Origin of the sequence: Kushneria aurantia DSM 21353 (assembly GCF_000382245.1) — a bacterium.
Classification (GTDB): Bacteria; Pseudomonadota; Gammaproteobacteria; order Pseudomonadales; family Halomonadaceae; genus Kushneria; species Kushneria aurantia.
The window spans coordinates 57,594-71,541 of sequence record NZ_KB907866.1 but is presented as its reverse complement, the minus strand read 5'-3'; the positions used below and the strand labels follow the sequence as shown (position 1 = coordinate 71,541).

The following is a 13,948-nucleotide window of genomic DNA, read 5'->3' as shown; positions in this document are numbered from 1 at the left end:
AAGAGGAAAAAGTGAGTCTGCAAAGGATAGCACTCCCCCTCCTGCTCTACCCTCTTGCGACAGGGCTGCTATGGTGACGCTTTTGAACCCAGGAGCCTTCATGACGCCACGCCCCCCCGCTTCCTCCCTTCGACCATGACAGTGCTCTGCAGAAGGTGCGCGCCGCCGAGAACGCATGGAACAGCCGCCGCCCGGAACAGGTAGTACTGGCCTATAGCGAGGACGCCCGCTGGCGCAACCGCAGCGAGTTTTTTCAGGGCCACGAAGCCATCGTCACGTTTTTGCAGCGCAAGTGGCAGCGCGAACTCGATTACCGCCTCTGCAAGGAGCTGTGGGGCTTCGACGAGGCGAAAATTGGCGTGCGTTTTCAGTACGAATGGCACGATCGTTCCGATCAGTGGTATCGCGCCTACGGCAATGAAATGTGGGCATTCGACGAGCGCGGCCTGATGGTGCGCCGCGAGGCGAGCATCAACGAAATCCCCATTGAAGAGAGCGAACGCCGCTTTCGCTGGCCGGCGCCGGGGCCGCGCCCGGAGAACCATCCCGGTCTCAACCGGAATGGGCTTTAGCAGCCCGCCGAATACGCTTCGCAAGGCGCCCGCCCGGGCGCCTGTGACTATACCCCCAGATCGTGATCCGGCCGCATATCGTAACGCATCACGTTGTGCATGAAGCCACCGTCGACGTAGAGCGTGGTGCCGGTGATATAGCGCGCCTGCTCGGAGCAGAGGAACACCGTGACGCCGGATACATCACCGGTTTCGCCGATAAAGCCGAGCGGAATCCAGCTGTTCATGTTGTCGATGCCCAGCGCCTCGTTGTCCTCGCGGTTGATATCGGTCTGGATCGCCCCGGGGGACAGCCCGACCACGCGAATGCCGTACTCGCCCCATTCGACGGCGGCAGCGCGAGTGAGCATTTTGAGCCCTGCCTTGGCAACGCTATAGTGCGCCACGCCCTTGCGTGTCACATCGTCGTGAATCGACTGCACGTTGATGATCACGCCGCCGCTGCCGGCCTTTTTCATCCGCCGCGCGGCATGCTGCGAGCACAGAAAGGGCGCGCTGAGATTGACGTCGAGCAGCTGCTGCCAGTCCTCGAACGGCATATCCTCCAGCGCGTGAGCGTTTTCGAAGCCGGCATTGTTGATCAGAATATCGATCTGTCCAAAGTGGCGATCAAAGGCTTCGAACATCTCGTCGATAGTGCGCTGCTCGCTCAGATCACCGCTGAGCACCGTGGTGTCGACGCCGTAATCGTCGGCCAGCCGCTGCGCCTGGTCGTTGACGTCCTCGCGCGGTTTGCGGGTATGCAGTGCCACATTGGCGCCGGCCGCGGCCAGCGCCTGCGCCATGTGGGCGCCAATGCCCCGATTGGCGCCGGTGACCAGCGCCGTTTTGCCATTCAGCCGAATATCCATCGAACTCTCCCTGTATTGCGATGAAAACGGCCTCTACGGCCGCACCCGTCAGCGCAAGTCTGGTCGATAACCGGGCGCCGGGAAAGCGGCACATTGATAAAAAGAGAAAGGCGTGCAACGGCACTTGTGCAAGAAAGTACCGCTACAAGGCGTAGCGCTAAAAAAGAGCCGAACTCATGGCCCTTGCAGCAGCACCGCAGCCCCTCGGCCTCAGGAGACCGGGGCAGCGCTGCGATAGCGATAGTGGCGGCGCGCCAGCGATAGCCCCAGCACCACGCCGACCAGCATCACCAGAGCGACATACCAGGCCGGCGACATCGGCAATACCTCGATCGATGAGGTCACGACCATGGGCGTGAAGCCGCCGGCAAAGGCGTAGGCCACGTTATAGGAAAACGACAGACCGGTGAAACGAATCGCGGCGGGAAAGGACTTGACCGCAATGGCCGGTACGATACCCACCAGGCCGCAGAAGAACCCCACCAGCGCATAGAGCGGGAAAAGCAGTTCGGTGCTCTGGTGCATCAGCCAGAAGAACCAGAAAAAACTGATACCCAGGCCGGCGCAGAACAGGGTCAGAATGATGCCGTCGCCGAAGCGATCGGCCAGCCAGCCGGCCACCAGGCAGCCTATGATCACGCAGACGATCGCCACGCTGTTGGCCTGCAGAACCAGCCCGCGGTCGAGACCGGCAAAGCTTTCCAGAAGTGTCGGTGCCATCAGGATGGTGACCACGACCGCTGCGGTCAAAAGCCAGGTGGCGATCATCGAGATTGCCACACCATTGCGGTAGTCGCGCAGCAGCGCACGCATCGGCAGCTCCTCGGAGAGCGCTTTCGTCTGCTGCATTTCGGTAAAGACCGGCGTTTCGTGCAGGTAGCGACGCAGGTAAAGCGTAACAAAGCCCAGCACCCCGCCCAGCAGAAACGGCAGACGCCAGCCCCAGCTCTCCAGCGTCTCGGCGCTCATGGCGTAATTGAGGCCGGTCGCCACCAGCGAACCGAGCAAAATGCCGGCCACCAGCCCGGCAGAGAGCGTACTGGTGGCAAAGGCGGTATGACGTGCCGGCACATGCTCGGTGACAAACGTCCAGGCCCCCGGCGCTTCGCCACCGATTGCCGCCCCCTGCAGCATACGCATGACGAGCAGCAAAATCGGTGCCATATAGCCGATGGTGGCATAGGTGGGCAGAAGACCCATGATGAGGGTAGGCAGCGCCATCAGCATGATGGAGAACATGAACATCTTCTTGCGGCCCACCTTGTCGCCAAAGTGTGCCATGACGACACCGCCGATGGGCCGGGCGATGTAGCCGGCGGCAAAGATACCGAAAGTCTGCACCAGCGTCAGCCACTGCGGCATGTCGGGAGGAAAGAACAGCCGCCCGACGATACTGGCGAAAAAGACGAAGATAACGAAATCGTAGAACTCGAGCGCACCGCCCAGTGCCGAGAGCCCCAGTGTTTTGACATCCCTGGCGCCCAGCGGACGGGCCGCCGATGTATTGTGGTCTTCGGTGGATTCGTTGTTCATTGCAAAATCGCCTGCGGGAGAGCACGTTGACAGTTCTGCGAATCGCCATGCGGCTGGCATACCCTGCGGCAAAAGCCGACAACGGCAGCTAAAATGTTGGAAACGACTCGCTTCAGCGGCGCAACAGCTTACCAGAAAAAATCGTCGGGAACGATTTTTAACATCGCGAAGCGATGGCCCGCAGGGTGCCCGCCAGGGATGGCGGGCATCAAAAATCGTCGGGAACGATTTTTAACATCGCGAAGCGATGGCCCGCAGGGTGCCCGCCAGGGATGGCGGGCATCAAAAATCGTCGGGAACGATTTTTAACGTCGCGAAGCGATGGCCCGCAGGGTGCCCGCCAGGGATGGCGGGCATCAACAATCGTCGGGAACGATTTTTAACGTCGCACAAGCGACGACCCCGAAGGGTGCCCGCCAGGGATGGCGGGCGTTTCATGACCAGGCCGGGCGCGCTTTCGGATGACTGACATCTCAATGTCGTCATTGACCAGGCAAACTTCGCTTACATCAACCATCATTATCAGTACAAGCATTGTCAGTACAAGCCATGTCGACAGGAGAGAATCTCTCATGACGCGCTATGTTCGACTCGCCGGCAGCGACGTTCCCGCCATCGGCCAGGGCACCTGGCACATGGGTGAAGGACAGTACCCTCGACAGGACGAGGTCAATGCCCTGCGACGCGGTCTTGATGCCGGCATGACGTTGATCGATACCGCCGAAATGTACGCCAGCGGTGAAGCCGAAAAGGTGGTGGGCGAGGCGATCAGCGGACGCCGCGATGACGCCTTTCTGGTTTCCAAGCTACTACCTTCCAATGCCGGCCGTCATGAGGCGGTTGCAGCCTGTGAAGCGTCACTCAAACGCCTTGGCGTAGAGCAGCTCGATCTCTATCTACTGCACTGGCGCGGTGGCACAAGATTGTCGGAAACGCTTGAAGCCTTCGAACAGCTGGAGCGCGAGGGCAAGATCGCCGCCTTTGGCGTTTCCAATTTCGACGTCGACGACATCGAGGAGCTCTACACTCTCAAGGCCGGCGAGCGCTGCGCTGCCAACCAGGTGCTCTATCACCTTGGTTCTCGCGAGATAGAGCTGGGGTTGCAGCCTCTACAAAGGCGTAACGACCTGCCTACAATGGCCTACTGCCCGCTGGCGCAGGGCGGACGCGACTTTAAACGTCTGGCTAATAACAGAACGGTACGCGCCATTGCCAACGAGTACGACATTACGCCTTCGCAGTTGCTGCTGGCATGGTCGGTGCGCGATGACGACGTTATTGCGCTACCCAAGGCCGTCAGCCCCGGGCACGTGGATGAAAACGCCGCAGCGCTCGAGATCCAACTGGACGAGGATGCGCTGGAGCGCCTTGACGATGCCTTCCCGCTTCCCGAAGGAAGCAGTTCGATCCGGATCGTTTGAAGGACTTCGGCTTAACACCCTATCCCTGAACCTTTTCCTGCCCCGGCCCTGCTCGCGAGGGTCGCAGCTTTACCCTGATGCCGCAAAGGATCACATGCTGTAACATTAGCGGAACCTGTAGACTACACTGGGTGTGATGATGCGAAGGATCGACGTCATATCAACGTGGTCGCAGGGAGGAAGACAGCATGGGCATTTTCAGACGCTCCAGCCGCCGCCGTAACAAAGTGGTGACTCATGATTTTCACGTTGCAGCCGATGACATGGCACGCAGCGAGAGTTTTTATGACTTCAAAAGGCGGCAACAACTCATAGAATGGCGCCAGCGTCAGGCCTACTTCGAAAAATACGGCACTGCACCGGCTCCCAGCATCATCCGGCCCGGGCAGGACAGCGTAATGCATTGAGCCGCAATCGGAATCCGGCGCGCTTGATGGCACCGCTTTCGTCACCACCAGGTCATCGTTTTTCAGGCTGCAAAATTTGGTGACATTGACGTAGCATACGTCATTTAAAACAACATCCGGATCGAAATACCTCTGCAAAGCCGGCCCGGATTTCATCGGCTCTGTCCTGCATTCGCTACGGGCCCCGGAAAATTATTGGCTTGCTGTTTGCAGATCCAGAGCAGGAGTGTTGATGTGCTTGCCGCACGTTTTGTTTTCATCGTTACCCTTTTTCTCGCCGCATCGCTGGCGACAGAGGGCGGCGTCGCCTGGGGAGACACCGTCTCCTCAAGCCTTACACAGATTATCGACAGCCAGCACGGCCCTGTTGTCGTCACCTGGCTTGACAGCGGCCCCAGCGTCAATCATGTACGCATTGTCGAAGTCGTTCAGTACCATGGCGACAGCTTTCGCTGCAAGCGCATCGGGGTATCCGGCCATGAGCCCCGGGTCGGAGAGATGGTGCCAACCGAAGTCAGCAGCACACAGTTGCCGCCAGGACTTGTCGACGCCCTGCCCCGCTTCGAAGGCTATGCCTGGCGACGTGTTGGCCATGATCTGGTACTGATTGCCATTTCCTCCAACAGCTATCACAACGTCTTTCATGATCTGATCTGCCCGAGCGACTCCCGCCCGGGGCTCGAGGGTTCAGGACAATAAAGGGTGGGATACAACAAGCCCCGCATAGAGCGGGGCTGTTCGCGTTCAACTCAGGCCGAAAGGCATTAGGGAACCACTGCATAAATGCCTGCACGAGCGAATGACTACGTTGCGCGGTACTGGTGCGCCAGCCCGGTCGAAGACTCGCCTAACCCCATGTTATGTCTCGCCTTCTGCGTTCCATGCGCCTTGCCCTTCATCTCGTTCGGCGATTTATGCGGCGCTTCCTTAGCCTTCAAGTTTGGCGTCGAGCGTGATCTCGGCGTTGAACAGGCGTGAAATCGGGCAGCCTTCCTTGGCATTCTTCGCCGCGCGGTCGAAGGCGGTCTGGTCGGCGCCGGGAATTTTTGCCACGGTCTGCAGATGGACCTTGCTGACATAGAAACCGCTGTCGTCCTGATCCAGTGTCACGGTCGCCTCGGTATTGATGCTCTCGGGCTCCAGATCTTCTTCGCCAAGCATCATCGACAGCGCCATGGAGAAGCAGCTGGCATGGGCAGCGCCGATCAGCTCTTCCGGATTGGTACCGGGCTGGCCTTCGAAACGGGTGTTGAAGCCGTAAGGGTTTTCCTTGAGCGCCCCGCTTTCGGTCGACACGACGCCCTTGCCCTTCTTGAGGCTACCTTTCCACTCTGCGGAACCCTTCTTCTGAATCGCCATCATGATCCTCCGTGACATTCATGGATTACTGTATTCGATAGCCCACTACCGAATTGCCCTGACAGCATAGTCAGAAGAACCGCTATACCGCCAGTTCGATCCGATCAACTATTTCAATGCGGCCAGCGCCGCCTCGTAATCGGGCTCGTTCTTGATCTGATCGACAAGCTCACTGTGCAGAACTCGATCGTTTTCATCCAGTACCACTACGGCGCGGGCGCATAGACCGCGAATGCGCCCCGTCACAACGTCGACACCGAAGTCGCGAGCGAATGGGTGATGACGAAAATTCGACAGCGTCATCACCTGATCAAGCCCTTCAGCAGCGCAGAAACGACCGGCAGCGAAAGGCAGGTCGGCCGACACGACCATGACCACCGTATTGTCGAGCCCGGAAGCGCGCTCGTTGAACTTGCGCGCCGACGTAGCGCAGGTGCCGGTATCGATGCTGGGCACGATCGACAACACCTTGCGCTGCCCGGCGTAATCGGCAAGCGCTACATCGACCATGTCGCGACCGGTCAGTGTAAAGGGCGGCACCGTTTCACCCACTTCCGGAAAATGCCCTTCGACATCGATATGCTCTTCACCGTGCAGAATCCTTGTCATGACCTCTACCGTCCTGAAAATTCCTGCCTGCGAGTATGTGCTGCCCGTAAGGTGGCGAAACGCCGATAGCGACTCAGCAACGACGAAGTGCTGTCAGCGAATTCAGCGCCTCGGGCTCCTGATAGCAGGATAGCAGCTCCCAGTTACCGCCGGGGCGCCCCGGCGGCTGACAGACAACCGGTTCAACGTTGCCGACCCGCGGGCCGTCGAGACTGCCGCTGGTGGCGTGGCGAATCACTCGAAACACGCCCGAGTGAGCCACGATCAGCGGCCACTCGTAGCGCTCGATCACCGCATTGAGGGCCGCAAGCACCCGGCTGCGGAATATCTCCCATGACTCGCCCTGTGCAGGCTCGTCGAAATAGGGCATGGGTGCCTGCAGTGGCCCGCCCTCCAGCACGCCCCAGTCGCGCTCGCGCAATCCATCATGATAATGAAGGCGGGCACCGGGCAGCAGCAGGCGCGCCGTCTTGCGGGCGCGAAACTGGCTGCTGACGGCAATATATGACCAGCGAAAGCCGCCCAACAGTTCACCGGCTTCCCGCGCCTGGCGCTCGCCCAGACGGGTCAGAGCAACATCCAGCCGCCCGGCAACCAGACCGGCGCGGTTATAGAAGGTTTCGCCGTGACGAACGAATACAAAGGGGCGCGGGGCAAGATCAGCCATCAATCCCGGGTACCGTAGAAAAAAATAGAGTACTTATTGTAGACGCCCCGGCGCCGATGAACAGCGCCGGGGCCATGGCGGAATCAGCCGTTCCAGTTGCGATTGGCAGGCGCCGGCGGCACGAACTGATAAAGCCAGGTTTCGCTCAGGGTCTGATCGCCCTGCTGGAGATAAAGCCGCAGCGTTACCGGCTCGACTGAATCGCTCTGCGGATACCAATCGAACTGGGCACGCCACATATTGAGCGGCGCCCGCAGTCGGGTCACCGACACCAGTTGGGTTTCGCCACGGGAGGCGCTGATGACCGCCCCGATGTCGGCGTCGTCAGGCATGCTGGCGATCGGCTCGCCGCGGAAATCGATTGCAAAGCGCTTCGCCCAGGTCTCCGGGTTGTGCTCACCGGGAATCCAGCCGTCGCGCACCGCGCCCATGCCGCTCCAGGTCTTGTCGACCTGGCCCAGAGAGGGTTTGACGGGAGGGCGCGGGCTCCAGTAGAGGTTGTAACTGTAGTGCAGCGCCTGGCCCGCCTCGACAGGCTGAGAGGGCTGCCAGAAGGCGCCGATATTATCGACCGTTTCCCCCAGCGTCGGCAGTTCGAGCAGTACGATACCGCCCTCGCCCCAGTCGTTGGTGGGCTCGCACCAGAGACTGGGCCGAGCGCTGTAGTAGTTGACCGGATCGCGGTAGTTGGCGAACTCGTGGTCATCCTGCACCAGCCCGAAGCCGCGCGGATTGTGGTCTCTGAAGATGTTGTACTGCAGGGTCTCGGGGTTGTAGAGCGGGCGGCAGATCCACTCCCCCTCCGCCGTCCAGATCGACAGCCGATCGGAGTCGTGAATCAGCGGCACGATGGTATCGCGACGCATGCGCTGACTGGTACCGGTCAGGAACATGCTGGTCATCGGCGCGATACCCAACCGCTCGATCGGCTCACGGGGATAGACATTGACATCGATACCCATCACCACACGGCCCTGCTGCATATCGATATCGAAACGATAAGCGCCGGTCGCCGACTGCGAATCGAGCAGTGCATAGACCGTCATGCGTGTACTGTGCGCAGCGGGCTGCTCGAACCAGAATGCCCTGAAGTAAGGGAACTCCTCCGGCCCGTGTTGCGGCGACACGGCTGTATTGATAGACAGGCCGCGCGCCGACAGACCGAACTGGTCGCCGCTGTCGATGGCCCGGAAGTAGGTCGCACCCAGAAAGGCAACGATGTTGGCATAGGCCGAAAAATCAGGGCGTTTCGATACCCGCCAGCCGGCGAAGCCCAGATCGTGCCCTTCCAGTTGACTGACATCGACGCCGCTATCGCCGTAGGTGAAAAGCTCCGGGAGAAAATGGATCTGACGGGCCTGGCCCTCGACCAGGCTATACATGCGCACTGGCTGATTGAACTGCATGCCGACATGGAAAAACTGCACCTGCAGATCACCGCGGGCCAGATCCGACCACAGGGCATGATTCTGCGCGTAGCTGATGGCGGAGTATTCGCGAGGGTCGAGATTGTTGAGCGTCAGGGTATCGGGCAGCTGCTGAGTGGTATCCTGCCATGCGCTGCCGGCCAGTTCGCGAGCGTGCGACTTGAGCCAGTCGTAGTCAAACGATGTGCTCTGCTCGTCCAGCGCCACGGCGACGCCGTCACCTTCACCGCTTTGCTGGCCCGCACCGGCAAATGCGGAGCGTACGGAAAGACCCAGCGCTGAAAGCGCCGCAGATGCCTTGAGTAGCGTTCTTCGATCCATGTCAGGATGATTCCTCTGTGCAACCCCTGGAAGGCCATCATCCTAACCGCTTTGATGAAGCTCGGCACCTCGAGGAACGGCCACACGGGTAACGCCGAGTGAAGATCCGTGAGCACGATGAGGAGTATCGTTCACCCAGGCTTACAAACGCCTGCCGGATGGCGCAACGCAATACCGCAGACGCCACCTGTAATGCCTCATGACAGCCGGAGTCGTATGAAACTGATCCACACCGCCGACTGGCATCTCGGCCAGAGCTTTCACGGTCGCGAACGCCACTTCGAGCAGCGTCGTTTCCTCGACTGGCTGCTCGACACCCTGAGCGCACGCCGCCCTGACGCCCTGCTGATCGCCGGTGATATCTTCGATGTGGTCAATCCGTCGCTGGCCGCTCAGCAGCTGCTCTATGACTTCCTTGTCAGCGCTCATGAGCGGCTGCCGCAGCTCGACATCGTGATGATCGCCGGCAACCACGACAGCGGCGCCCGCATCGAGCTGCCTGCGCCGCTGCTGGCGCGGCTCAACGTTCACGCCCTGGGACGGCTGCACTATCGTCATGACCGCCAGCCGGACTGCGACCGGCTGGCGATACCGCTGACCGATGCCGCCGGCGAGGTGCAGGCCTGGTGTCTCGCGCTGCCCTTCGTGCGCCCTTCCGAACTCGGCGCGCGCGACGAGGATAGTGCCAACCCCTACCTGACCGGCGCCAGCCGGCTGCACGAAGCACTGCTCGATGCCGGCCTGCGCCGACGTTCACCGGGGCAGGCGTTGATCGCCATGAGCCATGTCCATCTGCGCGGCGCCAGCGTCTCCGCCAACAGCGAGCGCCCCATCGTGATCGGCGGCGAGGAGTCGCTGCCCGCCTCGCTGTTTCCGGCGTCGTTTGCCTATGTGGCGCTGGGCCACCTGCACCGGCCGCAGCGCGTCGGCGAAGAGCGCCTGCGCTACAGCGGCTCGCCGCTGGCACTGGATTTCTCCGAAGCCGGCTACCATCACCAGGTGCTGGAAGTGACTCTCGATGGCGAGCATCTGGTCGGCGTCGACAGCCTGCCGGTGCCGGCACCGCTGGCGCTCGAGCGCCTCGGGCCGGCGCCGCTGGAAGAGACGCTGAAGGCGCTGGCCTACCTGCCCGCCGCCGATGGCGATAGCCCCCCGCGCGAGGCGTGGCCCTGGCTCGAGGTGCGTGTCCGCCTCGACAGCCCCTGCGTTGACCTGCGCGCCCGCATCGAGCGTGCCCTTGCCGACCGCGCAGTCAGGCTGGTGTCGCTGTCGGCCCGGCTACAGCGCAGCGAAGAGGGGCCCACCGCCGCCACCACGCGCGAGACACCAGCGCCCGGCGAGCTTTTTGCCCACAGCTGGCGGCAGCGGTTCGACGAGGCGCCGCCGCAGAGCGCCATGGACGATCTCAACACCCTGCTGCAGGAAATCGAGGACAGCGAACACGACTGATGCGCATCCTGGCCATTCAACTTCACAACCTCGCCTCGCTGGGCGGTCCCTGGACGCTCGACTTCACCACCGAACCGCTGGCCGACGCCGGCCTGTTTGCCATTACCGGCCCTACCGGCGCCGGCAAGAGCACCCTGCTGGACGCCCTCTGTCTGGCGTTGTATGGCAATACGCCGCGCCTGCGTCGCGCGCCACAGCGCGACTCCAGCGCTCCCGATGTGGCGGGCGAGACACTGACCACCGCCGACCCGCGCACCCTGCTGCGACGTGGCGAAACCAGCGGCTACGCCAGCGTCGACTTTCGCGGCTGCGATGGTCACGACTACCGCGCCGTCTGGCAGGTGCGACGCGCTCGCCAGCGCGCCGCAGGACGCCTTCAGGGCGCCGAGCAGCGGCTCATCAGCCTGCCCGACGGAACCCTGATCACCGATCGCAAGCGCGAATTCGACCAGCTGCTGCCGCAGCGACTGGGGCTGACATTCGATCAGTTCACCCGTGCGGTGCTGCTGGCGCAGAGCGAGTTCGGCAGTTTCCTGCGCGCCGATGACAATCAACGCGGCGAGCTGCTGGAAAAGCTCACCGACACCACCATCTACTCGCGTCTGTCGATCGCCGCCTATCAGCGCTCGCGCGACTGTCAGGAGAAAGTGCGCGAACTCGAAAGTCGCCTTGACGACCAGCCCCCGGCCGATACCGAGGCGCGCCGCGCGCTGGAGGAGAACGCCCGCCAAAGCGCGCAGCAGCTGGCCGTGTTCGAGCAGCGCGACCGCGCCCTGCAAACCGAAAAACAGTGGCTGGACAGCGATCGCCGCCTTGAGCGCCACTGGCGCAGCGCCGATGAGGCGCAGCGCAGCGCCGAAGCGGATCTTGCCGAGCGCGCCGAAGAGCGCCGCCTGTGCCAGCGCCTCGATGCCCTGGCGCCGCAGCGTCATCTGTTTGAACGGCGCGCGGAGTGCGACCGGCAGCTCGCACGGCTCGATGACCAGCAGCGCGAACAACAGATAGCGCATCAGCAGGCACTTTCAGACCGGAATACCGCGAGCGAGGCCGCGAGCAGCTGCGAGCAGACGCTGAGTGCGACACGCGCCGGCCGCCAGCAGCAGTTGCCGAGAATCGAAGCATGTGCCGAAGCCGAGCAGCGCCGCCAGCACCTTGCCGACCGGATCGATAGCGAGCGCCAACAGCTGGCGCGGCTTGAAAGCCACAATGAAACGTGCCAGAGCGCCCTGGCACACTGTCGCCAAATGCAGGCCGAAGCGCAGCAGGAGCTGACGGCGCTGCGCCAGCGTCGGGCGGATTCACAACAGGATGCCGATACGCCCGACGCCTGGCGCGAGCAGACCCGCCAAAAAGAAGAGGCAAAACGTCACCAGCGCCATCGGCTGGAAACGCTGCGTCAGGCGCATCAGCAGTACCAGCGGCTGATGTCGCAGTTGACGCCGCTCGAGCAGGCGCAGCACAGCGACCGCGCCGCACTGGATGCCGGCGCTGTCGAAACAGCCAGTGCCGGTGACAGGGCCGCGCATCAGGAGCGCGCCCTCGGCGACCTGCAGCAGCGGGTGGAACGTCTGCGCGCCGCGCGCAGCGATAGCGTGACGGCACTGCGCGCCGGACTCGAGGCCGACTCTCCCTGCCCGGTATGCGGCAGCCTTGATCACCCCTGGCACGATGCGCCGCCCGCCACACCCGAACAGGCCATGCTCAAGGCCACCGAAGCGGAAGAGCAGCGCCAGCTCGAGACGCTGCGCCGGGCGCGCGATGCCGATGAGGCACAGTGGCGCAGGCTGCGCGGGCGCGATGAAGAGACGCGAAGCCGCATCGAGCAGCGCCGTCAGCAGCTTGAACGGCTGACCAGCGATACCCACGCGGCCGAGCAGACACTGCGGGCCTGCGACGCCTTCGATGCGCTCCCCGAAAGTGAGCCCGACCGGGTGCTGCACAAGCGCATTGAAACCCTCGCCAGCGAAGAAGACGCGCTGAACAAAAAACTTGCACAGTTTGATGCCGATCTTCGCCGCGAACAGCCGCTGCGCGAGCGGCTCAACCAACTGGCGCTGAAGGAAGCCGGACTGGAGCGCGACCGGCATCACGGGGAGTCACAGCGCGAGACGCTGGAGACAGCGCTGGCGCCCCGTGAGCGCGAAATTGCCGAGCTCGACGAATGGCTCGACGCACAGCTGGACGAGTATGCCGACAGCAGCGCCTGGCGTCAGCGGCTGGAAGCGGCGGTCGACACCTGCGCCAGTCAGCTCGACAGGGCGCGCCAGCTGTTACAGGATCGCCAGCAGGCGCTGGCGCTGATCGAGCGTCAGTTGACCGACCTCAGCCAGCGTCAGCAGGACGTGCGCCACGATCGCGACGCCCTGCTCGCCGATATCCGACGCTGGCGCGCCGAGCATGACGATATCGACGATGACGTTCTCGGCGAGCTGCTGGCGGTCGACGAAGTCCGCCACCACCAGCTTGCCGCGGCGCTTGCCGAACTCGACAGGCAACGCGACCAGAACCGGCTGCTGGCCCGGGAGCGCGCCGAACTGCTGGCCGAGCACCGTCGTAACCGGCCGGCCCGGACCGAGCTGCTGCCGGACGACGCGCAACAACTGATTGACCAGCGCGACACCCTGTGCGAGGCCCTGGATGAACGACAACGGACGCTTCACGAGCAACTCGAAACCGCCCGCCAGGCGCGCGACGAGGCCAACCATGCGCTGCGTGAAGACGAACGCCGCCGGGAGCGCGCCAGCGAACTTCAACAAACGCTCGAGCGCAGCCGTGAAGAACTGACGCGCTGGGGGCGCATCTCGGGACTGATCGGCTCCGCCGACGGCCGCGTCTTCCGCCGCATCGCGCAGGCCTGGAATCTCGACCGGCTGATCGAATTCGCCAACCTGCATCTCGAGAGACTGGCACGACGTTACCGACTGGAGCGCGGCGGCAGCGAGCTCGGGCTGCTGGTGGTCGATACCGACATGGCCGACGAGCGGCGCTCGGTACACTCACTCTCCGGTGGCGAAACCTTTCTGGTGTCGCTGGCACTGGCACTGGCGCTGTCGTCGATGACCTCCCACCAGCTCAATATCGAAACGCTTTTCATTGACGAAGGGTTCGGCTCCCTCGACCCTCACTCGCTGGCGCAGGCCATGGACGCCCTCGATGCGCTACAGTCGCAGGGCCGGCGAGTCGGCGTCATCTCGCACGTTCAGGAGATGCAGGAGCGTATCGCAACCCGTATCGACATCTCACCCTGCGGCAACGGCCAGAGCGAAATCCGGGTATTGCGGGGTTAGCAGACGGCCGGGCCGCGTGTATGAAAATCGCGAAGGGCGACTGCC

The 13,948-nt window shown here is 62.6% G+C and carries 11 protein-coding genes and 1 pseudogene; 5 read left to right on the top strand and 7 right to left on the bottom strand.

Features of this window, described 5'->3' with window-relative positions:
* Positions 1-134 precede the first annotated feature (134 nt).
* Positions 135-572: pseudogene (locus tag H146_RS18500) on the top strand (DUF1348 family protein); the annotation flags it as partial.
* Positions 573-619: 47 nt separating this feature from the next.
* Here the strand turns inward: H146_RS18500 and H146_RS0105275 are convergent.
* Together H146_RS0105275 and H146_RS0105270 are read right to left on the bottom strand one after the other, a co-directional pair.
* On the bottom strand, positions 620-1,423 hold the full coding sequence (locus H146_RS0105275) for an SDR family oxidoreductase (RefSeq protein WP_019950821.1): 804 nt from the start codon (positions 1,421-1,423) through the stop codon (positions 620-622).
* Between the two features lie 210 nt (positions 1,424-1,633).
* A complete protein-coding gene (locus H146_RS0105270) occupies positions 1,634-2,956 on the bottom strand; it encodes an MFS transporter (protein WP_019950820.1) in 1,323 nt (440 codons plus the stop codon).
* A 572-nt stretch (positions 2,957-3,528) separates the two neighbouring features.
* Between H146_RS0105270 and H146_RS0105265 the strand changes: the two genes are divergently transcribed.
* Positions 3,529-4,377, top strand: coding sequence for an aldo/keto reductase (locus H146_RS0105265; RefSeq protein ID WP_019950819.1), 849 nt, complete (start codon positions 3,529-3,531; stop codon positions 4,375-4,377).
* A gap of 155 nt (positions 4,378-4,532) precedes the next feature.
* Here the strand turns inward: H146_RS0105265 and H146_RS21250 are convergent, their stop codons facing one another.
* Positions 4,533-4,940: a hypothetical protein gene (locus H146_RS21250; RefSeq protein WP_156826707.1), complete on the bottom strand. Its 408-nt coding sequence runs from the start codon at positions 4,938-4,940 to the stop codon at positions 4,533-4,535.
* Between the two features lie 78 nt (positions 4,941-5,018).
* Here H146_RS21250 and H146_RS0105255 point away from each other — a divergent pair, with 78 nt between their 5' ends.
* Positions 5,019-5,483, top strand: a complete 465-nt coding sequence (locus H146_RS0105255) for a hypothetical protein (RefSeq protein ID WP_019950817.1) — start codon at positions 5,019-5,021, stop codon at positions 5,481-5,483.
* Between the two features lie 228 nt (positions 5,484-5,711).
* Here H146_RS0105255 and H146_RS0105250 read toward each other — a convergent pair whose 3' ends face one another.
* The 4 genes from H146_RS0105250 to H146_RS0105235 all read right to left on the bottom strand — a co-directional run bounded on the left by H146_RS0105250 (position 5,712) and on the right by H146_RS0105235 (position 9,167).
* Positions 5,712-6,143, bottom strand: a complete 432-nt coding sequence (locus H146_RS0105250) for an OsmC family protein (RefSeq protein ID WP_019950816.1) — start codon at positions 6,141-6,143, stop codon at positions 5,712-5,714.
* Positions 6,144-6,251: 108 nt separating this feature from the next.
* Positions 6,252-6,752, bottom strand: coding sequence for a thiol peroxidase (gene tpx / locus H146_RS0105245; protein WP_019950815.1), 501 nt, complete (start codon positions 6,750-6,752; stop codon positions 6,252-6,254).
* 73 nt (positions 6,753-6,825) lie between these two features.
* Positions 6,826-7,419 carry a histidine phosphatase family protein gene (locus tag H146_RS18495; protein WP_019950814.1) on the bottom strand — a complete coding sequence of 198 codons (594 nt, stop codon included), beginning with the start codon at positions 7,417-7,419 and terminating at the stop codon, positions 6,826-6,828.
* Between the two features lie 83 nt (positions 7,420-7,502).
* The gene (locus tag H146_RS0105235) at positions 7,503-9,167 is read right to left on the bottom strand and encodes an OpgD/OpgG family glucan biosynthesis protein (RefSeq protein WP_019950813.1); all 1,665 of its coding nucleotides are present in this window, start codon (positions 9,165-9,167) and stop codon (positions 7,503-7,505) included.
* 216 nt (positions 9,168-9,383) lie between these two features.
* On the opposite strand from H146_RS0105235, the gene H146_RS0105230 reads away from it, so the two are divergent.
* The gene (locus H146_RS0105230) at positions 9,384-10,616 is read left to right on the top strand and encodes an exonuclease SbcCD subunit D (RefSeq protein ID WP_019950812.1); all 1,233 of its coding nucleotides are present in this window, start codon (positions 9,384-9,386) and stop codon (positions 10,614-10,616) included.
* Complete coding sequence (locus H146_RS0105225; RefSeq protein WP_019950811.1) at positions 10,616-13,903, top strand: AAA family ATPase; 3,288 nt, start codon at positions 10,616-10,618, stop codon at positions 13,901-13,903. Before H146_RS0105230 ends, H146_RS0105225 begins: the two co-directional genes overlap by 1 nt.
* Positions 13,904-13,948 lie beyond the last annotated feature (45 nt).

Coding starts and splice junctions, on each gene's coding strand:
- H146_RS0105225 (WP_019950811.1), top strand. CDS start 10,616: ATGCGCATCCTGGCCATTCAACTTCACAACCTCGCCTCGCTGGGCGGT.
- H146_RS0105250 (WP_019950816.1), bottom strand. CDS start 6,143: ATGGCGATTCAGAAGAAGGGTTCCGCAGAGTGGAAAGGTAGCCTCAAG.
- H146_RS0105275 (WP_019950821.1), bottom strand. CDS start 1,423: ATGGATATTCGGCTGAATGGCAAAACGGCGCTGGTCACCGGCGCCAAT.
- H146_RS0105235 (WP_019950813.1), bottom strand. CDS start 9,167: ATGGATCGAAGAACGCTACTCAAGGCATCTGCGGCGCTTTCAGCGCTG.
- H146_RS0105265 (WP_019950819.1), top strand. CDS start 3,529: ATGACGCGCTATGTTCGACTCGCCGGCAGCGACGTTCCCGCCATCGGC.
- H146_RS21250 (WP_156826707.1), bottom strand. CDS start 4,940: ATGAAATCCGGGCCGGCTTTGCAGAGGTATTTCGATCCGGATGTTGTT.
- H146_RS0105230 (WP_019950812.1), top strand. CDS start 9,384: ATGAAACTGATCCACACCGCCGACTGGCATCTCGGCCAGAGCTTTCAC.
- H146_RS0105270 (WP_019950820.1), bottom strand. CDS start 2,956: ATGAACAACGAATCCACCGAAGACCACAATACATCGGCGGCCCGTCCG.
- H146_RS18495 (WP_019950814.1), bottom strand. CDS start 7,419: ATGGCTGATCTTGCCCCGCGCCCCTTTGTATTCGTTCGTCACGGCGAA.
- tpx (WP_019950815.1), bottom strand. CDS start 6,752: ATGACAAGGATTCTGCACGGTGAAGAGCATATCGATGTCGAAGGGCAT.